Origin of the sequence: Candidatus Palauibacter sp. (assembly GCF_965261555.1) — a bacterium.
In the GTDB taxonomy this organism is placed as follows: Bacteria; Gemmatimonadota; Gemmatimonadetes; order Palauibacterales; family Palauibacteraceae; genus Palauibacter.
The window spans coordinates 1,780,979-1,803,972 of record NZ_OZ253465.1; the positions used below are offsets into that span (position 1 = coordinate 1,780,979).

Annotated in this window: 18 protein-coding genes, 1 pseudogene and 1 riboswitch; of the genes and pseudogenes, 14 read left to right on the forward strand and 5 right to left on the reverse strand. The window is 69.0% G+C overall.

Features of this window, described 5'->3' with window-relative positions:
- Nucleotides 1-3: 3 nt before the first annotated feature.
- From ACQY5G_RS07660 to ACQY5G_RS07670, 3 genes are all read right to left on the reverse strand, one after another.
- Nucleotides 4-2,001 carry a TonB-dependent receptor plug domain-containing protein gene (locus tag ACQY5G_RS07660; RefSeq protein WP_428278527.1) on the reverse strand — a complete coding sequence of 666 codons (1,998 nt, stop codon included), beginning with the start codon at nt 1,999-2,001 and terminating at the stop codon, nt 4-6.
- Between the two features lie 89 nt (nt 2,002-2,090).
- A riboswitch (cobalamin riboswitch) is annotated at nt 2,091-2,271 on the reverse strand.
- Nucleotides 2,272-2,340: 69 nt separating this feature from the next.
- Nucleotides 2,341-3,552 (reverse strand): threonine ammonia-lyase, encoded by a 1,212-nt coding sequence (gene ilvA / locus ACQY5G_RS07665; RefSeq protein WP_428278528.1) that lies wholly within the window; start codon nt 3,550-3,552, stop codon nt 2,341-2,343.
- A 184-nt stretch (nt 3,553-3,736) separates the two neighbouring features.
- Nucleotides 3,737-4,834, reverse strand: coding sequence for a hypothetical protein (locus ACQY5G_RS07670; protein WP_428278529.1), 1,098 nt, complete (start codon nt 4,832-4,834; stop codon nt 3,737-3,739).
- A 184-nt stretch (nt 4,835-5,018) separates the two neighbouring features.
- Here ACQY5G_RS07670 and gmd point away from each other — a divergent pair, with 184 nt between their 5' ends.
- Nucleotides 5,019-5,987, forward strand: a complete 969-nt coding sequence (gene gmd / locus ACQY5G_RS07675; RefSeq protein WP_428278530.1) for a GDP-mannose 4,6-dehydratase — start codon at nt 5,019-5,021, stop codon at nt 5,985-5,987.
- Here the strand turns inward: gmd and ACQY5G_RS07680 are convergent.
- Nucleotides 5,976-7,052 (reverse strand): LptF/LptG family permease, encoded by a 1,077-nt coding sequence (locus ACQY5G_RS07680; protein ID WP_428278531.1) that lies wholly within the window; start codon nt 7,050-7,052, stop codon nt 5,976-5,978. The genes gmd and ACQY5G_RS07680 overlap by 12 nt on opposite strands.
- Nucleotides 7,053-7,056: 4 nt before the next feature.
- Entirely contained in the window at nt 7,057-8,586 is a 1,530-nt protein-coding gene (locus ACQY5G_RS07685; protein WP_428278532.1) for an LptF/LptG family permease, read from the reverse strand.
- A gap of 169 nt (nt 8,587-8,755) precedes the next feature.
- Here ACQY5G_RS07685 and ACQY5G_RS07690 point away from each other — a divergent pair, with 169 nt between their 5' ends.
- The 13 genes and pseudogenes from ACQY5G_RS07690 (at nt 8,756) to ACQY5G_RS07750 (ending at nt 22,991) form a co-directional block, all read left to right on the forward strand.
- A complete protein-coding gene (locus ACQY5G_RS07690; protein ID WP_428278533.1) occupies nt 8,756-9,754 on the forward strand; it encodes a glycosyltransferase family 9 protein in 999 nt (332 codons plus the stop codon).
- Between the two features lie 10 nt (nt 9,755-9,764).
- Entirely contained in the window at nt 9,765-11,339 is a 1,575-nt protein-coding gene (locus ACQY5G_RS07695) for a response regulator (protein WP_428278534.1), read from the forward strand.
- A gap of 4 nt (nt 11,340-11,343) precedes the next feature.
- Nucleotides 11,344-13,179, forward strand: coding sequence for an ABC transporter ATP-binding protein (locus ACQY5G_RS07700; RefSeq protein ID WP_428278535.1), 1,836 nt, complete (start codon nt 11,344-11,346; stop codon nt 13,177-13,179).
- Entirely contained in the window at nt 13,176-14,102 is a 927-nt protein-coding gene (locus ACQY5G_RS07705) for a lysophospholipid acyltransferase family protein (RefSeq protein ID WP_428278536.1), read from the forward strand. The genes ACQY5G_RS07700 and ACQY5G_RS07705 overlap by 4 nt, the downstream gene beginning before the upstream one ends.
- Entirely contained in the window at nt 14,099-14,848 is a 750-nt protein-coding gene (locus ACQY5G_RS07710; RefSeq protein ID WP_428278537.1) for a glycosyltransferase family 2 protein, read from the forward strand. The genes ACQY5G_RS07705 and ACQY5G_RS07710 overlap by 4 nt, the downstream gene beginning before the upstream one ends.
- A gap of 1 nt (nt 14,849) precedes the next feature.
- The gene (locus tag ACQY5G_RS07715) at nt 14,850-15,689 is read left to right on the forward strand and encodes a DUF3108 domain-containing protein (protein WP_428278538.1); all 840 of its coding nucleotides are present in this window, start codon (nt 14,850-14,852) and stop codon (nt 15,687-15,689) included.
- 86 nt (nt 15,690-15,775) lie between these two features.
- Nucleotides 15,776-16,042: a hypothetical protein gene (locus ACQY5G_RS07720; RefSeq protein WP_428278539.1), complete on the forward strand. Its 267-nt coding sequence runs from the start codon at nt 15,776-15,778 to the stop codon at nt 16,040-16,042.
- Nucleotides 16,043-16,145: 103 nt separating this feature from the next.
- Complete coding sequence (locus ACQY5G_RS07725; RefSeq protein WP_428278540.1) at nt 16,146-17,504, forward strand: hemolysin family protein; 1,359 nt, start codon at nt 16,146-16,148, stop codon at nt 17,502-17,504.
- Between the two features lie 127 nt (nt 17,505-17,631).
- A complete protein-coding gene (locus tag ACQY5G_RS07730) occupies nt 17,632-18,729 on the forward strand; it encodes a tetratricopeptide repeat protein (protein WP_428278541.1) in 1,098 nt (365 codons plus the stop codon).
- A gap of 24 nt (nt 18,730-18,753) precedes the next feature.
- Nucleotides 18,754-19,815 carry an isocitrate/isopropylmalate dehydrogenase family protein gene (locus ACQY5G_RS07735; protein WP_428278542.1) on the forward strand — a complete coding sequence of 354 codons (1,062 nt, stop codon included), beginning with the start codon at nt 18,754-18,756 and terminating at the stop codon, nt 19,813-19,815.
- 130 nt (nt 19,816-19,945) lie between these two features.
- Nucleotides 19,946-21,145, forward strand: coding sequence for an acetyl-CoA C-acetyltransferase (locus ACQY5G_RS07740; RefSeq protein WP_428278543.1), 1,200 nt, complete (start codon nt 19,946-19,948; stop codon nt 21,143-21,145).
- Between the two features lie 45 nt (nt 21,146-21,190).
- A pseudogene (locus tag ACQY5G_RS07745) lies at nt 21,191-21,910 on the forward strand (slipin family protein); the annotation flags it as partial.
- A gap of 313 nt (nt 21,911-22,223) precedes the next feature.
- Nucleotides 22,224-22,991 carry a hypothetical protein gene (locus ACQY5G_RS07750; RefSeq protein WP_428278544.1) on the forward strand — a complete coding sequence of 256 codons (768 nt, stop codon included), beginning with the start codon at nt 22,224-22,226 and terminating at the stop codon, nt 22,989-22,991.
- Nucleotides 22,992-22,994: the final 3 nt, after the last annotated feature.

Consider the following 22,994-nt stretch of genomic DNA (forward strand, 5'->3'; position numbering starts at 1 on the left):
CGGTCAGGAGCCGCCGAGGATGACGCGTCCACCCACGTACAGCCCCCGCCCGGGCGCCGCGAAGCCCCAGACCTCCTCGTAGGCGGAGTCGAGGAGGTTCTCCGCGCGCACCGTGAGCGTGAATCCCGGACCTCTGCGGTTCCCGGCGATGTCGAAGCTGGCCGAGAGATCGAGCACCGTGTAGGCGGGAAGCGTCACGGGCTCGGCCGGAAAGGAGGAGAAGTCACGATCCTCCCGTTCTCCCACGCGCCGCAGGCTCACGTCCAGTCCGACCCGCGACGAGACCGGATAGAAGGCGGACGCCGCCATGGCGTGCTTCGGCCGCCGCAACAGCGCGGAGCCTTCCACGAAGGTTGCGCCGGGTCCCTCGTCGAAGCCGGCATCCTGCACTTCGGTGTCGAGGTAGGTCCAACTGCCGGTGAGCCGCAGCCGGCGGGCCTCGACGGACGCCTCCGCCTCAAGTCCCCGGCTCCGGGCCTTCGCCACGTTGAAGAAGTTGGGGTCGCCCTCGGCGGGCGGAGAGCCGGTGTACTGGATCAGGTCCCGATAGCTCTGGCTGAAGCCCGTAAGCGAGAGCCTCAGCGAGCCGCCGAGGTCCTGGTCGATTCCGCCCTCGAAGCTCGTGGAGCGTTCCGGTGTGAGGTCGGGGTTTCCCGTCACGAAGCCCGTGGCGAAGGTCTCGAAGAACGTCGGTTCCTTGATTCCGGTGCCGGCCGAGACCCGGAGGCGCGTCCCCGCTGCCTCGGCGCGCCAGGCCGCTCCCGTCCGCCAGGTGGCCGCTGCCCCGAACCGCTCGTCGTCCTCGGCCCTGACGCCCGCGTTGAGCGCCAGCGCGTCGCGACCCCACGAGAACTGCGCGTGGACGGCGCGGTTCCACCAGTCGTCCTCGGAGTTGCCGGAACTCTCCCCGAACTGGGAGAAGGATTGATTGAAGCCACGGACGGACTGTCGCTCCTCCTCGTACCCCGTCGTGATCGCCATCCCCTCGGAGGGGCGCCACACGGCGCGGCCGCCGGCGGTGACGCGCCGGGTGTCGGTGAGACTCTTGAACCCGAAGAAGCCCAGGCTGTCGGCGGGGCTGTCCGGTCCGTCGTCCGTGCCGCGGTCCGATTCCCAGACGTTGAGGAAGAGCCGCGTCTCGAGCGCGTCCGTCCAGCGCCGGCCCGCGTCGATGTTCACCGTGAGCGCGTCGCCGAAGGAATACGCGTTGCGGTCGACCACGTTACCCGACCCGTCCGTCGGATAGTGGAAGCGCGAGTCGTTGTAGCGGATGGCGACGGTCGCATCGGTGTCCGCATCCAGATTCGCCTGCACGCGCCCCGTGGCCGTCGTCTGCCGGTGCTCGTTGTTGAAGGCGAGGATTCCGTCCGTCGCACTCCCCCCGAGCGAGAAGGCGTAGGAGAGTCCGCCGCCGCCTCCGGACAGGTCGCCCTGCCAGCGCGTCGTCCCGAAGCTCCCGGTCTGGAACGAGACGCTGCCCCGGGGCGGCCCCGCCCCGCGCCGCGTGAAGATCTGGATGACGCCGCTCACGGCGTCGGAGCCGTACAGCGCCGAGGCCGGCCCGCGCACGATCTCGATCCGCTCCACGTTGTCGGTGGTCAGTGAGGCGAAGTCGTAGGATCCGCCGGGCTCGTTCACGCGCACCCCGTCGACGAGCACGTGGACGTAGTCCGATTCGCCCCCCCGCAGAAAGACGGACGTGATGGCGCCGAAGGACCCGTTCCGGGCGACCGCCAGACCGGCGACCTGTCGGAGCGCGTCGGATACGAATTCGATCCCGGCCCGCTCGAGTTCCTCGCCTTCGATGACCGTGGTGTTGGCGGCCACGGTCCACTCGGGCTCGGCCCAGCGGTAGGCGGTGACCACGAGCCCGTCGAGGCTGATCGGTTCCTGCGCGCGAAGCGGGAACGCGCCGGCAACGGCAAAGGCGGTGGCAAAGGCGCAGGCGGCTGCGGCGAGTTCGTGAAACTGGCGCCCTCGCGCCGGATTCACATGTCTCATCTCGGCTCTCCCTTCCCGCGGAAACGAGAGGGAGATTTCCAGGGTGTGCCGAACCCGGAAGACGACCCCTCACCTCCCCGCGGAGGTGTGTTGTGGGCGCCGGATGGGCACGTCTCCTGGCTCGAGGCCGCCGGGGCTCGCCTTCCCGGGACCACGCGGGTCCCAGTGGCACGTCCGAGTCGGCGTTCCGGGAAATCCCGGACCTCTCACAGTGGCGGGGCCGCGCCGGATTCACACCGGCTTCCGTAAGCCCCCCCGGCCGATTCTGTCGTGCCCCGAGGATGCGTCCGCCGTCCCCGCCGGTCAACTCCCCGTAAGGTGGGCATCCCTCGGGATGCGTCAGGACAGCTCTTCGACGCGGTGGCCGAGTTCGCGGAGTTTGGCCACGATCGTCGCGATATGGTCCGGTCCGCGCGTCTCGATCGTGAGTTCGATACCCACCCGGCCCACGGAGATGTCTCCGAAGGCGCGCGTGTGCTCGACGTGGAGGACGTTCGCGCCCTCGATCGCGACGAGGGCCGTCACTTCGTTGAGGTAGCCGGGGCGGTCGCGAACGACGACCGCGAGACGCGCGAGCCGGCCATCGGCCCAGAGCGCGCGGTCGATGACCCGTGACACCAGGTTCATGTCGATGTTGCCGCCCGACAGGATGCAGACGGTGACATCGGACGGGCCGAACTCGACCCTCCCCTCGAGGACGGCGGCTACGGACACCGCTCCGCCGCCCTCCACGACGAACTTCTCGGATTCGAGGAGAAAGAAGATCGCGCGGGTGATCTGTTCCTCGTCGATGAGGACGACGTCGTCCACAAGCGTCGCCAGGTGAGGGAAGGCGAGATCGCCGATCCGCTTCACGGCGATGCCGTCGGCGAGCGTGTCGGAGTTCTCCAGGTGTACGGGCTTCCCGGCGGTCAGCGACTCCCGCGCCCCCGGCGAGGCCGCGGCCTCCACGCCGATCACGCGCACGTTGGGGCGCTGCGCCTTCACAACGGTCGCGACGCCGGAGATCATCCCGCCCCCTCCGACGGGGACGATGACCGTCGTGAGGTCGGGCACCTGTTCGAGGATCTCCAGCCCGATCGTCCCCTGGCCCGCCATCACATCGAGGTCGTCGAAGGCGTGGACGGGCGTGAATCCCTCCTCCCGGGCCAGACGGTCGACGAGCGCCATCCCGTCGGAGAGGGTCTCCCCGGTCTGAATCACGCGTGCGCCGTAGCCGCGCGTGTGGGCGACCTTGATGAGGGGCGCGTGGGTGGGCATCACGATCGTACACGCGATCCCCAGCCGGGAGGCGTGATACGCGAGGGCCTGGGCGTGGTTCCCGGCGCTGGCCGCAACGACACCCCCTTCGCGGGCGGTCGGGCCGAGGCGCAGGAGCTTGTGGAGCGATCCCCGGTCCTTGAAGGATCCGGTGCGCTGCCGGAACTCCGTCTTGAGGTGGAAGCGGCCGGCGGCGCGCGCCTCGAGGGCGAAGGACTGCGGGCAGGTGGTCCGCGCGACCCCGGACCGGATCCGTTCGCGGGCCGCGACGACGTCTGAGTTGCTGAGCATGGGACACCAGACCCGGCTAACGGTAAGGGGTTCCGCGACGTCCGTCAGGACGATGGCAGCCCGTGGCAAAAGCCCCGCTGCGTTCGAGCGGCGCTGCATCTCGCCTGAACGCTGCGCTCTGCGTCTCTCCTCGGTCACATAGCAACGGCTATGCTCCCTCGTCGCTCCTTGTCAGGCGAGCGCTTCACCGCTCTCGCCGCTGACGCGGGGTTTTGCCACGGGCTGCCAAGCGCCGAAGCTGGTCGATGGCGCCGGCCGCGTCGAGACGGGTCAGGTCGATCGCGTGTCCGTCGTCACTGCCCTCCTCGATCCACCGGCCGACCATAACGCTGGGCACGGACTCTCGCGGCGAAAGCACGGTGGGCGCCCGCAGCTCCGCCACTCGCACGGCGTAGCAGGCGTCTTCCACGGCGTCCTCCCAGGCGCCCTCGACCCACGCCACCCGGCGCCGCCGGAGCACCTGTCCGTGCGCCACCGGCTGGAGCACGCGGTGCGCCTCATCGAGCCCGGGGAGCACGATGAGCCAGGAGTGCGGTTCCGCTTCCGGCTCCAGCAGGAACCGAAGTTCCTCGAGTTCCTCGATCCAGTCGAGACGAAGTTGCGCCGCCGCGGCCCGCTCGAACTCCAGCCCCTCTGAGGCGGCGTCGCGCGCCTCCGTGAACCGGTCCATGAGTTCCCAGGCGTAGCCCGGGTCGGCGAGCAGACGCCCGGCCGCTTCCGCCTGCCGCCGATAGGCGTTGAGTCCCGCGCGGCGAGCGCAGGGTGCGGTGCAGAGGTCCATGTCGAACTGGATGCACGGGCTCCGCGCGGCGTCCGGCCGCACCGATTCGGCGCAACTCCGCAGCCGGAAGATCTTCTCCACGAGGCGACGGATGCGCTCGGGCAATTGACGACTCCAGAAGGGGCCGACGTAGCGGGCCTCGGCCCGGCGCGGCCGGCGCACGACGCGCAGCCGTGGGAAGGGTTCGTTCCGGCGCAGTTCCAGATACCAACCGGCGTCGCGCCGTTTCAGCGCCTTGTTGTAGGGCGGACGCTGGCCGAGGATTCGCTCCGCCTCCACGAGTCGCGCCTCGAGGTCGCTCCCGGTCGGGTGTGCCTCGACGCCCCGGGCGATCCGCAGCATCTCCGCCAGACGCTCGTTCGATGGCCCGCCCGAGTAGAAGTAGCCCCGCACGCGCCGCCGCAGGTTCACGCTTTTCCCCACGTAGAGGGGATGTCCGTGTGCATCCACGAAGACATAGACGCCCGGGGTCGCGGGAAGATCGGGCACCCATTCCGGCACCGGCGTCGCGCGCGGGATTGCGAGGCCTCCTCTGTCTTCGGCGTTCGGTTTCCGGCGGTCCTGCCTGCCGGGGGACGGGGAATGTCGGATTCGGGTTGTCTTCGGTCAAGCGCGCGGGCGACGCCGGCCTCGCGCGCACCGCGCCGTTTGGCCGCGACGCGCCGGCCGCGCATATTCGGCCGCCATGATCGCGCTCATCACCGGCATCACGGGACAGGATGGCTCCTACCTGGCCGAGTTCCTGCTCGACAAGGGGTACGAGGTGCACGGCGTCGTGCGCCGTTCCTCCGTGGAGAAGTACGACCGCATCTCGCACCTCCGGGACCGGGTCACGCTCCACCAGGCGGACCTGCTCGACCAGTTGTCGCTCATTCGCGTTCTCGAACGCGTGGGCCCGCGGGAGGTGTACAACCTCGCCGCGCAGTCCTTCGTCCCCACTTCCTGGGACCAGCCGCTGCTGACGGGTGAGTTCACGGCGCTGGGCGTCACGCGCGTGCTCGAGGCGATCCGCGCGGTCGACCACACGATCCGCTTCTACCAGGCCTCCTCCTCGGAGATGTTCGGGAAGGTGCGGGAGACGCCGCAGAGCGAGGACACGCCCTTCTATCCGCGCAGCCCGTACGGCGTCGCGAAGGTGTACGGCCACTTCATCACGGTGAACTACCGGGAGAGCTACGACCTGTTCGCGACGAGCGGGATCCTCTTCAACCACGAGAGTCCCCGGCGGGGCCGGGAGTTCGTCACGCGCAAGGTGAGTTGGGAGGCGGCCCGCATCCACCACGGGCTCGCCGACCGTCTGTCGATCGGGAACCTCAAGGCGGAGCGCGATTGGGGATTTGCGGGCGACTACGTCGAAGCGATGTGGCTCATGCTTCAGGCGGAGACGCCCGAGGACTACGTGATCGGGACCGGCGCGACGCACTCCGTGCAGCGGCTGATCGAGATCGCCTTCGATGAGATCGGACGCGACTGGCGCGAGCACGTCGAGCAGGATCCCGCGCTCCTGCGGCCGGCCGAGGTCGAACGGCTCTGCGCCGACCCGTCGAAGGCGAAACGGCAACTCGGCTGGGAGCCCCGCATGTCGTTCGAGGAGATGATCCGCCTCATGGTCCGCGCAGACATCGAGCGAATCGAGACGAGGCTAGGTACGTAGCTTCGCGAAGAGGACGAGGCCGCCGCCGAAGAAGATGATGTTCGGCAGCCAGGCCGCCGCCGTCGGCGACAGCGCCCCTCCGGCGCCCATCGCCTCCGCGATCCGGATCAGGGTGAGGAAGAGGATCGTCGTACCGAGCGCGATCCCGATCGAGGTCGGCGCGCCGCCCCGCTTGTTGCTGTGCGCCAGGGGTATCCCGAACACGGCGATCACGAGGCAGGCGAAGGGGAAGGCGACACGCAGCGCGCGAGACGTTCTCAGCCCGTTCGTCGTGCCGCCCGACCGTTCGACGGACTCGATGAGGCGCCCCAGTTCCGCGTAGCGCATCTCGTCCGGCTCCTTGGGCCTGGCCTGTAGCTCCTCGGGCGTCTCATCCAGTTGCCGCACGAACAGCTCGCCGAACTCGTAGGCGGTTTCCTCTTCCGGGCCGCGGAATTCCCGCATCCACCCCTGCTGGAGCACCCAACGCGAGGACGCCGAGTCGTACTGCGCCGTGTTGGCCGTGATGTGTACCGTGGGGTAGTCGGGTTCCGCCCCCCTCCTCTCGATCTGTACGTCGTCCATGCGGCCCTCGCGCGTGTCGAGCAGCCGCGCCTTGTACACGAGGCCGTCGTCTCCCCGGTAGACGAAGGAGTTCCGGATCGTTTGGCTGCGGGCCTCCTCCTGCTCGAGGATTTCGGCCGATTTCCGGGTCGTCACGGAGACGAGTTCCGTGAGACCGAGCGCGACGAAACTGAGCAGCGTCGCGCCGAAGAGAATCGGGAAGACGAGCCGATAGAAGGAAACGCCGCCCGCCTTGGCGGCCGCGACCTCGAAGTTCCGGGACATGGAAGCCACCGTGAACACGGACCCGAGCAGGGCGGCGATCGGAAACCCGAGCAACGACTGGTACGGGAACTCGTACACGTAGTGGAGGATGATCTGGGACCAGGTGGACCCCTGGTCGAGGAAGCGGTCGATGTTGTCGGCGACGTCGATGACCATGAAGAGGAACGGCACGCCGAGTGCGCAGGCCGCGAATATCCTCAGGAACTGGGAAAGGACGTACCGGTCGAGCAGCTTCACGGCGTCAGCGCATCACTTTGGTGGAGCGGGCCAGGGCCACGAGCCCGGCGGCCCCGAACAGGACGTTCGGGGCCCACATGGCCCAGAGCGGCGAGATCCAGAGGCGGTCGGCGAGTCGCTCACCCCCGATGAGCGACACGTAGTACGCCCCGAAGATGCCGAGGCTGACGCCGACGACGAGCGCGATGCCCCCGCGCGGGAACCGGACGGCGATCGGGGCCCCGAGAAGGACGAAGACGATGCACGCGGCCGGGATCGTCCCCTTCTTGTGAATCTCGACCCAGTACTGGTTGATCCGGCGAAGGCCCGTGACTTCGCGCTCCGCATAGGACTGGAACTGGGTCGCCGCATCTGTGGCGGAGTAGAAGCGGCGGGCTGCGTTCTCGGCGACCTGTGTCGTGGAGTCCGGCGCGGCGGCTTCTCCGCTCGGGGGGTATGGGGAATCCTGCGTTCCCGGCTCGATCTCGCGACGCGCGGGCGTCGCGCGTGTCGGTGGAAGGTCGTCTCGCCGGTCGGGGAGGTCGACGTCCCGGCCGCGTTCCAGGTCGGGGATGTCATCCCTCCAGTCGACGATCTCGCTCTCCGGGGGACGGGTGCGGCCCGCCGGCTCGGCCCCGGTCCCGGGAATCGGCGCGTCCGCGAGAGGTTGCTCGAAATCCAGCAGCATGCCGGTGATTGCCCGCGCGTACACGAGGCTCTCCGAACGCGCCGCGTCCGCCATCTGCGCGCCGCGATCCGCCTCCACGCGCATGTCGGCGATGTTCATCTCGCGATCGCCTCGGATGGCGGCGGTATCGCGCTCGAGCCCGTTCGCCACATCCGGGATCTTGAGCAGCATCTGCTCGAAGGCGATGCGACGGAAGGCGTGCGGACGCTCGTTCATGCGCACCTGGACGACGCCGTCCTCGAGGTCGAAGTAGAGGTCCTCTCCCTCCTCGGAGAAGCCCATCGTCCCGCGCGTCGCGTAGATGGAGCGGCTCTCCTGGCCGTTCCGCTCATCATAGATCGCGACATCGTGGACCACGCTCTCTTCCCGGTCGATCATGCCGGGGTGTACGTAGACATAGGACGGGAGCACTTCGTTGATCGTATGTTCCCGAAGGTTGAAAGTCGGCGTCTTGCGGCCGATCCCCCGGAGCAGCACCTGCAGGTGATGATTCGACTGTGGCAGGATCGTGTTGTTGAACCAGGTCATCCCGCCGGCCAGAATGACGGCACAGACGAGGAGCGGAGCCATCACGCGCGACAGGGGGATGCCGCTCGCCTTGATGGCGGTGATCTCGAAGTCGCCCTCCATCCGGCTGAAGACGTACAGGACCGCGATGAGCACGGCCATCGGCAGGGTCTGGGCGAGGATGAAGGGGATCGAGTAGATGAAGACCTCGGCGATCACGGTCCAATCGAGGTCCTTGCCGATGAGCCGCTCGAAGCGCTTGCTCACCTGATCGAGGAGGAGCAGCACCGTGGTGCCGATGACGGCGAAGATGAACGGCCCGGCGTGACGGCGCAGGATGTAGCGGGTGAGAGTTCGCATCGCCCCGAGATTACTGTGTTTTTGGGCCGTTGTCAGCCCGGGCGGGTCTTTCCGGGGCCGGTTCCGCCCCGCGGTTTCGTCACGGTCCGCCAACTTCTGTACCGGGATGCGGGCCGATAGATCCCCTCGGGGCGCGGACGCTCCGCCGCGCCGGGTCGCCATCGTGCTCATGAGCGCGGTGGGAAGCACCGTCCAGGGGATGCCCATCGTCGCGTCCCTCCGGCGGGCCTGGCCCGGCTCCCACATCATGTGGGTGCTGCAGCCGGGCCCGGCTAAGCTGATGGCCGGCCGGCCGGACGTCGACCGGACCATCATCTTCCACCGACGGCTCGGCGCCCGCGCCTATTCCCGCTTTCGGCGCGACGTGGCGGGGGAGACGTTCGATCTCGTCATCTGTCTGCAGCCGAACTTCAAGGGAGGGATGGTCACGCGTCTCCTGCGCTCTCCGGAGCGCCTCGGCCACGATCGGGCGCGCGCCCGCGACCTGAGCTGGCTGGCCACGAACCGTCGCATCCCTCCGGCCCCCGTGGCGCACATTCAGGACGAACTGTTCGAGTTCCTCGATCATCTCGGTGTCCCGCGATGCCTGGAGTGGCGTTTTCATTTCACGGAGGAGGAACGGCGGGTGTCGGCGCGGTGGAGAGAGGGATTCTCGCGACCGGTGCTTGCGATCGTGCCGCGGAGTTCCAACGCCCGGCGAAACTGGACCCTCGAGGGGACGGCGCGGGTAATCGACGTGGCGGCCGGCGATCTGGGCCTTCAGCCCGTCCTTCTGGGAGGAGACTCGGAGGAGGAACTGCGGGATGCCCGCCGCCTCGAGGAGTTGTGCGGGGTCCCGCCGCGCGTCGCGCTGGGAGGGACGCTGCGGGAGTTGGCGGGCCGGCTCTCCGCGAGCGACCTCGTGCTGGCGCCGGACACGGGCCCTCTGCACATGGCGGTGGCGCTGGGGACGCCGACCATCGGACTGTACGGGTACACGGATCCCGCGCGCAGCGGTCCCTACGGCCGGTTCACGGATCTCACGGTGGACCGGTTTCGCGGCTCCGCCGGCTCCGATGGCTGGCGGGCGCCGTCCCGGGCCACTCGGCCGGGACGCATGTCGAGAATCCGCGCCGAGGACGTCGTGCTGAAGCTGGAGCGGGCCATCCGCTCCTATCTGAAAAGCTGAAAGGCCTCATATGACCGAAGGGACGAAGACCGTGGCGGGCCGCATCCTCTGGGTGGACGACGAAGTCGACCTGCTGCGTCCGCATCTCATGCTGCTGCGGTCCTCGGGATATCACGTCGATGCCGTGATGAACGGCCAGGACGCGATGGAGCTCCTGACGGCGGCTTCCTACGACCTCGTGCTGCTGGATGAGCGGATGCCGGGGCTGCGCGGCATCGAGGTTCTCGACCGCATCCGGAGTTCCGCCCCGCGCCTCCCGGTGGTGATGGTCACGAAGAGCGAAGAAGAATCGACCATGCACGAGGCGATCGGACGGCGGGCGGACGACTACATCGTCAAACCGACGAGTCCCCGGCAGGTGCTCTCGGTCGTGACCCGGCTCCTCGCCGGCCCGGCCCTGCGCCACGAGCACATCACGCGCGATTTCTCGCGCCGCTTCGGCGAGTTGCGGGAGCGGGTCTCCACCGCGACGTCGTGGCGGGATTGGGCCGACCTCTACTCGGACCTCGTCGACTGGGACCTGAGGCTGGAGGAGGCCGGCGAGTCGGGCCTGCGCGAGATCCTCAAGGGGCTGCATACCGACCTGAGTCGAGGTTTCTGCGATCTCGTGGCGGATCGGTACGGGGAATGGGTACATGAGGGAGGCGAGCGGGGGCCGACCCTCTCGGTCGACGTGCTGCCCCGCTTCTTTCGACCGATCCTCGACGAGGACCCGGCGGCGCTGCTCGTCGTGATGGACTGTATGCGGCTGGACCAGTGGCGGGCTGTCCTCCCCATCGTGAGCGAATACTTCGAGATCGAGGAGGCGCTCTACGCGGGCCTCCTGCCGACGGCGACCCCGTTCGCGCGCAACGCGATCTTCGGAGGCATCTTCGCGGACGAACTCGCCGAGCGCCGTCCGGAGTGGTGGGAGAGGGGCAGCGAGATCGGCTACAACTCGTTCGAGGACGAACTCTTCGAGCGGCAGATCCACGAACTGACGGCGTCGCGGCTCCCCGTACACTACGAGAAGATCTTCTCGGCCCAGGAGAGCGAGCCGATGCTGGCGCGGCTCGGCGGCTACCTGTCGTCCCCTTCGGCCACCGCGCTCGTGTTCGGCTTCGTGGACATGCTCACGCACGGGAGGGCGCGATCGCGCCTGATCTGGGAGATGGCGCAGGACAGCAGCGCGCTGCGCTCGCTCACCGTGACCTGGTTCGAGCGTTCGCCGGCGCTGAAGGCGCTGCAGCTGGCCGCGCAACGGGGAGTGCGGGTCCTCCTGACGACGGACCACGGTTCGATTCACTGCCGGCGGCCCGCCACGATCTACGCCGGACGCGACGCGTCGACGAGCCTGCGCTACAAGATCGGAGACGACATGAAGGTCGAAAATCCGGCCGCGGTCATGTCGACGTCGGACGCGGACGAATGGCGCCTGCCTCCCGGCGGGATGAAACAGACCTTTGCCCTCTGTCGCGAGGACTACTTCTTCGTCTATCCGACGAGGCTCCGGGAATACCAGAATCGGTACCGGGACAGTTTCCTCCATGGCGGCGTAAGCCCCGACGAGATGGTGCTTCCGGCCGCGCTGCTCACGCCGCGGTGACTCGATGACTCCGGGCCGGAGCGGCGAGGGCGCATCCTCGTACCGGCGGCTGCTCCGGTTCCTGCGCCCCTATCGGTGGACCTTCCTCGCGAGCCTGGCGCTCGGCGTGCTCGCGGCCGGACTCGAGGCGTTCAGCCTCCTCCTGCTCATCCCGTTCCTTCGCTCGCTCTTCGGCATGGGGCCTCCCCTGCCCGGCGGCGGACGGAACGCGGCGGAGCGCTTCATCGACGGGATCGCCGGGGGGTGGCTCGGCCCGGAAGCCGGACTGGACGGGCTGCGGGCCGTGTGCGTGCTGGTGCTGGCTGCGCTCCTCCTCAAGAACCTCTGCATCGTCGGGGGGCGGGCGCTCTCGATCCGCACGCAGGAGTTCCTCGTCCGCGACGTGCGCAACGCCGTGCACGCGCACCTTCAGCACCTGCCGCTCGCCTTCTTCGAGCGTGGAAAAGTGGGGCAGTTGATCGCGCGCGTGATCACGGACGCCGGGGAGGCGAAGCCCGTCGTGACGGATGCGCTCGCGCAGGCCGTGCGCCAGATCGCGACCCTCGCGGCCTACGCGGCGGCGCTGTTCGCTCTCTCGTGGAGGCTGGCGCTGATCGCCGTCGTCCTGGTGCCGCTCGTGTGGCTCGGTCTGCGGCCGCTGCTCGGACGGCTGCGCGAAAGGTTCCGCCGCACCTGGGATGACCACGGCGAACTCGTCGCGGCGCTGCAGGAGTCGCTGGGCGCGGTGCGGCTCGTGAAGTCGAGGGTCGCCGAGGATTTCGAGAAGGAACGCTTCCGCCGCCGTTCGGACGCGTTCAGCCGCAAGCGGATCGCCGCGGCGACGACCCGGCACCTCGCCTCGCCCCTCTCCGAGGTGCTCGCGTCCGTCGTGGCGCTTGGCCTCGTCTGGATCGGAGCGTCGTTCGTGGGGGGCGGAGGGTCGATCGCTCCCGAGCAGTTCGTCGCCTTCGTGACCATCGCGCTGCGGGCCATCACGCCGGTGAAGGCGTTCGCGCAGTATCCGGCCATCGCCGCGCAGGGCCTCGCCGCGGCGGACCGTTTCTTCGAGGTCCTCGACCAGGACCCGGAGCCGGCCGGAGGGTCGCGGATCGCGACGGGTCCCGAGCGGGAGATCCGCTACGAGGGCGTCAGCTTCGCCTACGAGCGGGGCCGGGCCGCGCTGCGAGACATCGACCTCGTCATCCCGCGCGGATCCGTCGTCGCCATCGTCGGGGCGTCCGGGAGCGGGAAGTCCACGCTCGTCGATCTGCTGCCCAGGTTTGCGGATCCTCAGGCGGGGCGGGTGACGATCGATGGGACGGACATCCGGGACTTCTCGGTGGACTCCCTCCGCCGGCTCATCGGTCTCGTGGGGCAGGAGGCGGTGCTCTTCCACGATACGGTGGCGGCGAACATCGCCTACGGGCACGATGCGCCGGATCCGGCGGCGGTCGAGGCGGCGGCGCGGACAGCCGGGGCGCACGGCTTCATCACGGGGCTGACCGACGGCTACGGCACCGTACTCGGCGATCGCGGCGTGCGCCTGTCGACGGGCCAGCGCCAGCGCATCGGGATCGCGCGGGCCATCTTCCGCGATCCGCCGATCCTCATCCTGGACGAAGCCACGTCGGCCGTGGATGCCGAAACGGAGACGGCGCTCAGGACGGCGGCGGCGGGCTTTCGCGGCCGCACGGTGATCGTGGTCGCCCACCGGCTCTCCACGGTGCGCGAGGCCGACCGGATCTTCGTCCTCGAGCGCGGGCGGCTTGTGGACGCCGGCGGCCACGACGCGCTCCTCTCTCGCGGCGGGCCATACCGCCGGCTCTTCGGCCACCAGCTCGAACACGTCTCGCAGCCGTGACGGACCGTGCGGGCCGGCGTGGACCGAGCGGCGGGCGACCGCTCGCGGACGCGCTCGTGGACGGCGGAGTCGCCGGCCTGCATCTCGGATTGCGCGCCGCGCCGGAACCGGTGGCGCTCGCGGCCGGCCGGGCGCTCGGGACGCTGTGTCGCGACGCTCTCCGCGTGCGTCGCGGCGTCGTCGACTCCCAGCTCGCCGCGAGTTTCCCGACCGCGACACCGCATTGGGTGCGCGACACGGCTCGCGCCTGCTACCGACACTTCGGCCGGGAGGCCGCGCTCCTCATGGGCGGTCCCTCCCGGATCGAGCGAGCGCTTTCTCGCGTCGTCGACGAGGCCGGGCTGGGCCCGCGCCTGCGCACGGCGATCGCGGAGCGGGACGGCGCCGTGGTCGTCTCCGGGCACCTCGGAAACTGGGAGCTCGGCGCCGCCGCCGTGCGAGCGCTCGGAGTACGCGTGACGACGGTCGTGCAGCGGCAGCGAGGCGCCTTCGGCCGTCGGCTGGGCGAGCTGCGCGCGCGGCCGGGGCTGGAAGTGCTCGACCGCGACGCGGCGGCGAGGCCCGCGCTCGACGCGCTGCGATCGGGCCGGATCCTTGCCCTCGTGGCCGATCAGCACACCCGGCTGGGCAGCGCCCCGATCGACTTCCTCGGCCGCCCCGCCTGGACGTCGCTGGCCCCGGCGCGTTTGTGTCTCGCGGCCGATGTCCCTCTCTTCTTCGCGGCCCTGGTTCGAGACCCATCGGGGTACAGGATCGTCCATGAAGAGATCGACGGCCGTGGGTCCGGCGCCGGCGCCGATCCGGTCGAGGTCACGAAAGGATGGGTTCGGGTGTTGGAGAGGGAGATCGAACAGCGGCCGGAGCAGTATTTCTGGTTCCACCGGCGCTGGAAGCGGGTGGCGCAACGCGGAGAGGGCGCGTGATTCACATCGGGATTCCGGTTCACAACGAACGCGAGACCGTGGGTCCGCTGTTGTGGCGCATCCGCGAACTGCTTTACGGCGAGCGGCGGCAGTTTCACGTGCTCGTCTGCGACGATGCCTCGGACGACGGGACGGACGAGACGCTCGAGCGGTATCCGCGGGTGCTCCCGCTGACCGTGCTCCGCAACGAGGAGCGGCGGGGCTACGCCGCGAGCCTCGACCGGTTGATCCGGGCGACGCTTCGCCGCTCGGGTTATCCGCGACGCGACGCTTTCGTCTCCATGCAGGGCGATTTCTCCGATCCACCAGAGCGCTTGCCGGAGATGCTTCGCCGCTTCGAAGGCGGTGCCGATCTCGTCACGGTCGCGCGCGGCGATACGGAACCCTTCACCCGGCGTCTGACCCGGGCCGGCGGCCGGCTCTGCGCCCGTCATCTGCTGCCGGCTCCAGCCGTGACGGACCCTTATGCTTCTCTTCGGTTATATAGGTTGTTCGCTCTGGAACGCGCTGTCGCCGCCGGCGATGGGCCGCTGCTGCCGTACGAAGGCTGGGCCGCCAACGCCGCGCTGCTCCTGCAGGTGTGGCCGTTCGTACGAAGATTCGAGGAGATTCCGCATGATCCGCACCCCCTTCGCCGATACCGTGACGCCCGCTTCCGGGCCGGCGAGCAACTCCGGCAGCTGTTCGCCGCCGGCCGCGACCGCGCCCTGCGCGAGATCGGCCGGCAGATCGCTGAAGCGGCCTGACATGCGGAGACGAACGCTGCGCCGCGGCGCCGTGGCGTGTCTGGCGCTCCTCGCCCCGTCGCTTTCGGGTATACCCGAGCTCGCGGGGCAGAGTACCCGGGACGAAGTGGCCGATGACCTCTTCTCCGAGAGCTGGCCGTTCGAGATCGGGGAGACCTCCGAGTACGCCGTGCTGTTCGGGCCCGTGAACTTCGGGCGCATGCACCTCCGGGTCGAAGCGCAGGATACGATCCGCGGTACGCCGGCGTACCGGCTCTCGATGGAGATGAAAGGGAGCATTCCTTTCTACAGGATGGACGACCGCACGGTGAGCTGGCTTGCCCCTGACCCCTACCGGTCGCTTCGCTTTGAAGAGAACCTCCGGCAGGGAGGGTACCGCAGACAGCGCCGCTGGGAGCTGGATCACGAGGCCCTCGCCGCCACGAGGCAGGACTGGAACGAGGAGGCCGAGGCCTATCTTCCGCACCGCCGCCAGCGGGATCTTCCCATGCCCCCGGGCGCGCTCGACGAGATCTCCTACCTCTACCTGATCCGGACTCTCCCGCTGGAGATCGGCCGGACCTACCAGTTCGACCGTTACTTCGAGGAGGACGGCAATCCGGTCGTCGTCGAGGTCCTGCGCCGCGAGCGCGTGCGCGTGCCGGCGGGGACGTTCAACACGATCGTCCTCCGTCCGACCATTCAGACCGAGGGTCTGTTCGGAGAGGAAGGACAGGCCGAGGTCTTCATCTCGGACGATGACCGTCGCCTCATCGTGCAGATCAAGAGCCGCATGAAGATCGGTGGCGTCGACATGTACCTTCGCGACTTCGAGCGGAACGAGGTGGAGACCGGTCGCTGACGTTCGGAACGGCACTCCCGTTTTGCCCTGGTGCATCCTAGTTTAGTCTGGAAGCCGTAAAGCGACGACGACCAGCAGGAGGTGCCTTGAGCAAAGGAAATCATGTGCCGGATTCAAGTGACAGGGCCCGCGACGAGTTGTTCAGCCACATCCGCCGCTGTGGCGTGCTCGACGCGGAAGAAGAGCAGCGGCAAGAGTGGTTCGACGATACGATCCAGTACCTCGGAGAGCGGTATCCGGAGTTGACCCCGGCCGAGCTGTCCGTGCTGCGCACCATCGGGGAGCGGTACTGTGCCCCGGCGATCCCGCACGGGGGCGCGGCTCGGCAGTCAGAGCAGGAAGCCCCGGTTTAGCCCGATCCAGGACCACCGGTGAGGTAACGAGGTAACGTAGCCTGAACGAACCCCCGCCCCCGGACAGACCGGGAGCCACACCATTTGCTGGTCGGACCGCTGAATGGACCTCGGACTCGCTCTGAGGCTCGGCGCGGTCCTCGCGCTCGTAGCGGCGAACGCCTTCTTCGTTGCGGCGGAGTTTGCGCTCGTCAGCGCGCGCCGCACCCGCATCGACGAACTGGCCGATGCCGGCGATCGTCTCGCCCGCGTCGTCCGCCGGGCGCAGGACAATCTCGACCGCGCGATCTCCGGTACACAGCTCGGGATCACGCTCGCGTCGCTCGGCCTGGGCTGGATCGGCGAGCCGGCGCTCGCGCGCTCCATCGAGCCTCTGTTCGGCGCGCTGGGCTTCGCCGCGGGGCCGGTGGCTCTCCACACGACAGCCCTCGTCGTCGCCTTCATCCTCATCACCTACCTTCACATCGTACTCGGCGAACTCGCGCCGAAGACGGTCGCGCTCCTGCGTCCGGAGGCGGTAAGTCGCTACCTCGCCGGTCCCCTCCTCGCCTTCAACCGCATCGCGACGCCGGCGATCTGGCTGCTCGATGGCTCGGCCCGGCTGTTCCTGCGGATGATCCGCGCCCCCGTGGGTGACACGCACGGCGTCGAACATGCCCACAGCCCGGACGAAATCGAGGTCCTCGTCCGGCAGAGTCTGCGCGAAGGAATGGTGGAGAAGGACGAACAGGCGATGATCGAGGGCGTGTTCGATCTCACGCATACCGTCGTCCGGGAGGTGATGACGCCGCGGCCGGACATCGTCTCCGTCGGGGCCGGGGATCCGGCCAAGGTCATCCTGGAGGTCGCGGCGGAGTCGGGACATTCGCGTCTCCCCGTCACCGACGATTCGCTGGACGATATCGTCGGCATCATCGTCGTGAAGGATCTGCTCGCGGAAGTCCTCGCGGCGCGTCCGACAGGACTCGTCGCGCGGGATGTGATGCGCGAGGCGCTCTTCGTCCCCGAGTCGAAGGCCGTCGACGACCTGCTGGCGGAAATGCGAGCCCGGAAGACGCATATGGCCGTCGTCGTCGACGAGTTCGGCGGCACGGACGGCATCGCCACGCTGGAGGACCTGCTCGAGGAGATCGTCGGCGAAATCTACGACGAGCACGACGAGGCGGAGGCGGGGCTGGAGGTCGGCCCCGATGGGTCGGTCGGACTCGATGGGGGGGTCTCGTTCGCGGATCTGCTCGCGGGTCTGGATCTCGATGATCTCGACGAAGACGAGGAATACGACACCGTGGCCGGCTACGTGATCGGCACGCTGGGTCGAATCCCGGAGCCGGGAGACCGGGTTCCGCTGGGAGATGCGCGGCTGGAGGTCGCGGAACTCGTCGAACGGCGGATCACGCGGCTCACCCTGCTCGGCGTGGACGAGAAGACGGTGGGGAGACTGTGCGAAGCCCTCGAATCGTGACTGCAACCGAGCCCGAACTTGCTGGCACGGGCATCGCGCCCGAAATTGGAAGCGCGTCCTTCAACGAAAGGCTCCGCTCTGGCTCGCCGAACACGGTCGGAAGGGTTCGTGACTTGAGGTTCCGGATTTGAACCTGTCCGACTCCTGGAACTACGAGCAGTTCGACGCCGAAGCGCAACGGCTGTACGAAGCCGGCGACTTCGATCAGGCGCTTGGCCTCCTCAAGGAGGCTCTCACCCGTTATCCCGACTCGGTCGAACTCCTCGTCTCACTCGGATATACGCGTCTCGCCCGAGAGGAATATGCCTGGGCGCGCGCGGCCTTCGACGGCGTCCTCGGGATCGACCCGGAACACGAGGAAGCGCTGGCCGGCCTGGGAGACGTTCTTCTGAAGCTGGGGGAACGCGCGGCGGCCTTCCAGATCTTCGAAGGCCTCATCGCACTGGGGTACGATCGCGATGTGGAACTCATGCTCTGCGTGGGCCGCAGCCTGCTGCGCGAGGGTCTCCTGCGCCGGGCGGAGCGATTCTTCCGGCTCGCCCTCGCCGCCGATCGCGAGAGCCCCGATGCCGCGCTGGATCTCGCCTTCACCTTCTACCGGGACGGTGACGCCGAGGGGGCGCTGTTCTGGAGCCGCGAGGCGGTGCGTCTGGATCCTCGTTTCGCGGAGGCCCGCGCGCTCTACGGCAACGTCCTCTACGAACGCGGCGATTTTCGGGGAGCGCTCGCGCAGCTTGCGACGATCCCGGTGACGGACCTGGCGGATCCGATCGTCGCGTGGCGGGTCGTCGACCTCAAGCGGCGACTCGAAGACCTGCCTTCGGATGCCGAGGAGCTGCGGCCCTACCTGCTCGCGCTGGAGGAACTGGCGCCGGAACCGAGTCCCGAGGAACGCCTGCTGGCCGAGGTCGAAGCCCGGGCGAACGGGTTGACGGCCGGACCCGGCATGGGTCAGCTCGATCTCTTCGGTCGCCCCCCCGACGCGTCGGCCGTGGACGTACACCGCGTGCGGGCCCCGAACGGCGTGGTGTACGAAGGAGACTGGGATGGGATCGTGCGGGCCATGCGCAACGGGTCCGAGGAGCCCGGCGTCTCGCTGGCGGACTTCATGCGCAACGAGGCGATGCGGCTCCAGGCGCTGACGGGCATCGCCGTGTCCTGGCAGACCGCGCGCGCCTTCCTCGAGGACTCGGCACGGGTCGGCGCGCTCGAGATCGAACGTTAGCAACGACCCGTGGCGAAAGCTCCGTTGCGCATCGCCGTCATCGGCGGCGACGGGATCGGACCCGAAGTCACCCGCGAAGCGTGTCGCGTGCTTCGGGCGGTGGCCGCGAAGGGTCTCTCCGACCTCGAATTCACGCACTTTCCGCACGGCGCGGATCACTATCTTGCCACCCGGGAGACGCTGTCGCAGCGGGCCTTCGAATCCCTGAGGGATGACTTCGACGCGATTCTCTTCGGCGCCGTGGGGGATCCGCGCGTGCCCGATGGACGTCACGCGCGCGACCTCCTGCTCGGACTGCGGGTACGGCTGGACCTGTTCCTCAATCGCCGGCCGCTTCGGCTGCGTGCGCCGGAGTTGTCGCCGCTGAGGTCCGCGGATTCGGCGCCCATCGACTTCGAGATCTTCCGTGAGAATACGGAGGGCCTGTACGTGGGCATCGGGCGCGTCGAGCACGAGGGCACGCCCGAGGAAGTCGCGGTGTCGGAGTCGGTCGCGAGCCGGTTCGGGGTCGAGCGCATCGTGCGGCGGGCGTTCGAGCACGCCGCTCCCCGGGGGCTGCGCGTCACGCTCGCGGACAAGGCGAACGCGGTGCCGCACATGTTCGGGCTCTGGCGCCGCGTGTTCGCGGAGGTTGCGGCCGGGTATCCGGGGGTGGAGTCGGAGATGCGCTACGTGGACGCGCTCGCGATGGAGATGATCCGGGTGCCGGACCGGTTCGGCGTCATCGTCACGTCGAACCTGCTCGGCGACATTCTCTCCGACCTGGGCGCGGAGATCGTCGGCGGGCCGGGGCTCGCGCCCTCCGCCAACGTGAACCCCGGCGTGCATGGACTGTACGAACCCGTGCACGGCAGCGCGCCGGACATCGTCGGGACGGGACGGGCGAATCCGATGGCCGCGGTGCTCAGCGCCGCGCTCCTCCTGCGAGATCACGGGGCGGCCGACGCGGCCGACGCGGTCGAGGCGGCCGTGGATGCGGCGCTGGCTTCCGGCGTGCGGACCCCGGACCTCGGGGGAAGCGCGACGACGTCCGAGGTCGGAAACTGGCTCTCGAAGCGGGTGGGCGCGGCTGATACGTCAGCGTAGTGCTACGTTCCATGCCTGTCGGGCTCCGCGCGCGGCCAATGGACGGTGTCGGCGGAGCCGCATTCATGGCAATCATACATGACATGGATCCGGTCGGACGACCGGAAAGAGATGGAAGGACACTGCGATAATGAGTGACAGCAACGGAAACGGGACGGTGTTTCTCTCCGCGGCGCGGACTGCCATGGGCGCGTTCGGCGGCAGCCTGAAGGACTACTCGGCGGTGGACCTGGGCGTCGTCGCCTCGGAAGCGGCGATCGAGCGCTCGGGCGCCGAGTCCGGCGACTTCGGACACGTCGTGATGGGGAACGTGATGCAGACGTCGGCCGACGCGATCTATCTCGCGCGTCACGTGGGACTGCGGGCGGGGCTGCCGATCGAGACCCCGGCCGTCACCGTGAACCGCCTGTGCGGCTCGGGCTTTCAGGCCGTGATCGACGGCTCGCAGGAGATCGAACTGGGGGAGAGCGACGTCTGTCTCGTGGGCGGAGCCGAGTCCATGAGTCAGGCGCCGCATATCGTGCGCGGGGCCCGCTGGGGTCTGCGGCTGGGTCCGGCGCCGAAGTTCGAGGATTCGCTGTGGGAGGCGCTCACGGATCCCTACTGCGGTTTCTCGATGGCGCAGACGGCGGAGAACCTGGCGGAGGAATACGGGATCGCGCGCTCGGAAGCCGACGAGGTGGCGGTGCGCAGCCAGCGGCTCGCGGCGGAGGCCTGGGAGGGGGGCCGCTACCGGGACGAGGTCGTGCCGATGATGGTGGGGAGGAAGGGAAGGGAAACGTCCTTCGAGCGGGATGAGCACCTCCGTCCCGATACGACGGTCGAGGGGCTCGCGAAGCTCCGGCCGTACTTCAAGCAGGATGGCCTCGTCACCGCCGGCAACGCGAGCGGGATCGGGGATGGGGCGGCGGCGCTCGTGCTCGCGGGCAGGGACTATGCCGCCGCGCACGGCCTCGAGCCGGTCGGCCGCCTCGTGTCCTACGCCGTGGCCGGCGTGCCGCCCCACATCATGGGCATCGGGCCCGCGCCCGCCTCGCGCGCCGCACTCGAAAAGGCCGGCCTCACCCTCGATGACATCGATCTCGTCGAAGTGAACGAGGCCTTCGCTCCGCAGTACCTGGCGGTCGAGCGCGAACTCGGTCTCGACCGCGACAGGGTGAACGTGGACGGCGGGGCGATCGCGCTGAGCCACCCGCTCGGTATGACGGGGGCGCGGATCACGGGCCATCTGCTTCATGAACTGCGGCGGCGGGGCGGTGGACTCGGACTCGGGGCCGCCTGCATCGGCGGCGGGCAGGGCGCGGCCGTCGTCGTGGAGGTCGACGCCTAGCGGAGGCCGGCCCGGCCCGGCCACGAGCAGCAGGAGGGAGCGAACATGGATCCTCTGTTCTTCATTCTCGCCGGGGCGGGCGCGCTCGCACTGGCCACGAGTCTTCGCATCCTGAAGGAATACGAACGGGCCGTCGTCTTCCGACTCGGCCGTGCACGTCCGACCCGCGGGCCGGGGCTCATCTTCCTCGTCCCGTTCGGTGTCGAGCGCATGGAGCGGGTGAGCCTGCGGATCATCGCCATGGACATCCCGCCGCAGGACGTCATCACGCGGGACAACGTGTCGGTGAAGGTCAACGCGGTCCTCTATTTCCGGGTCGCGAACCCGAAACGGGCCATCCTCGAGATCGAGGACTATCTCTTCGCCACCTCGCAGCTTGCCCAGACGACGCTGCGCTCGGTCATCGGGCAGGCGGAACTGGACGAAGTGCTCGCGGAGCGGGAGAAGTTCAACCAGATCCTGCGCGACATCATCGACCAGGGGACGGACGCCTGGGGGATCGATGTCACGGGCGTAGAAGTGAAGGATGTGGATCTGCCGAACGAGATGAAACGCGCGATCGCGCGGCAGGCGGAGGCGGAACGCGAGCGGCGCGCAAAGGTGATCAACGCGCAGGGCGAACTGCAGGCGGCGTCGAACCTGCGGGACGCGGCGCGCCAGCTGAGCGAATACCCGGCCTCGCTGCAACTGCGTTTCCTGCAGACGGCGACGGAGATCGCGGCGGAGAACAATTCGACGACGCTCTTCCCGCTGCCGGTGGAGCTCGGGCCGTTGGCGGGTCTGTTCAAGGGATTTGCGACGGCGTCGGGCGATGCGGCGGCGGCTGACACCACGCCGGCGGCTGATGCGGCGCCCGCTCCGGTCGACGAACGCGCGCTCGAAGGCTCGGAGGGAGCGCCGCGGCTGCCCCGCGCGGGGGCGGCTGAGGACGCGTCGGAGGCGGAGGGCGAAGCGGAGGCGGTGACGAGGGAGCGCGATGCCGCCGGCTGACGACAGCCGCGACGGTTCAGGCGGTTCCGGTCCCCCGGGGCGCCGTCCGTCGCTCCCCCAAACGGTCACGCAGGAGCAACTCGAACGTGTGATCCGCCGGGCATCCGATCTCCAGTTCCGCAGCTCCACGGCGATCGGAGGGGAACTCGGGGCGGGCGACGTCGTCCAGATCGGAGCGGAAGTCGGGCTCGAGGAGCGGTACGTCCGGCAGGCGCTGGCCGAGATCGAGGCCGCCTCGCTGATCCCCGATGCGCCTTCGGACGAAGGACTCGCGCGCCGGATCGTCGGTTCGGCGATCGTGAGCACGAGCCGGGTGGTCCCCGGAAGTCCGGCGGATGTGGAGGCGAATCTCGAATCGTACCTGCGCGAAGAGGAGCTTCTCCGACAGGTACGCTCGCGACCCGGCGGATCGCTCTGGGAGCCGGGGACCGGCCTCGTCAGCCAGATGCGGCGCGCGATGGATGTCGGTGGCCGACGGTACACGCTCGCGAAGTCGCGTAACCTTCAGGTCAGCGTGGAAGCGCTGGAAAGCGGGTGGTCGCTTGTCACGCTGACGGCCGATATCGGCAACATGAGGGCGGAACGGCTCGGTGGCTGGTTCGGGGGAATGGGGCTGGGCGGGGCGGCCGGCGGGTTCGGCCTGTTCATGGCGACGGGAGGCGGCGTCCTGCCGCTCCTCGGAGGACTGGCGATCTTCTCGGGTTTCACGGCTATCGCGGCGGCTTCCGCGCGGGCCGACATGCGGAAGGTCAGGCAGCGGATGGAACTCGCGCTTCAGGGTCTTCTGGACCGACTCGAGCGCGGAGAGAATCTCCGCAGCGCGGAGGAACCGTGGCACCGGAAACTCCTGCGCTGATGG

Coding starts and splice junctions, on each gene's coding strand:
- ilvA (WP_428278528.1), bottom strand. CDS start 3,552: ATGCTCAGCAACTCAGACGTCGTCGCGGCCCGCGAACGGATCCGGTCC.
- ACQY5G_RS07695 (WP_428278534.1), top strand. CDS start 9,765: ATGACCGAAGGGACGAAGACCGTGGCGGGCCGCATCCTCTGGGTGGAC.
- ACQY5G_RS07690 (WP_428278533.1), top strand. CDS start 8,756: ATGAGCGCGGTGGGAAGCACCGTCCAGGGGATGCCCATCGTCGCGTCC.
- ACQY5G_RS07700 (WP_428278535.1), top strand. CDS start 11,344: ATGACTCCGGGCCGGAGCGGCGAGGGCGCATCCTCGTACCGGCGGCTG.
- gmd (WP_428278530.1), top strand. CDS start 5,019: ATGATCGCGCTCATCACCGGCATCACGGGACAGGATGGCTCCTACCTG.
- ACQY5G_RS07725 (WP_428278540.1), top strand. CDS start 16,146: ATGGACCTCGGACTCGCTCTGAGGCTCGGCGCGGTCCTCGCGCTCGTA.
- ACQY5G_RS07715 (WP_428278538.1), top strand. CDS start 14,850: ATGCGGAGACGAACGCTGCGCCGCGGCGCCGTGGCGTGTCTGGCGCTC.
- ACQY5G_RS07740 (WP_428278543.1), top strand. CDS start 19,946: ATGAGTGACAGCAACGGAAACGGGACGGTGTTTCTCTCCGCGGCGCGG.
- ACQY5G_RS07660 (WP_428278527.1), bottom strand. CDS start 2,001: ATGAGACATGTGAATCCGGCGCGAGGGCGCCAGTTTCACGAACTCGCC.
- ACQY5G_RS07685 (WP_428278532.1), bottom strand. CDS start 8,586: ATGCGAACTCTCACCCGCTACATCCTGCGCCGTCACGCCGGGCCGTTC.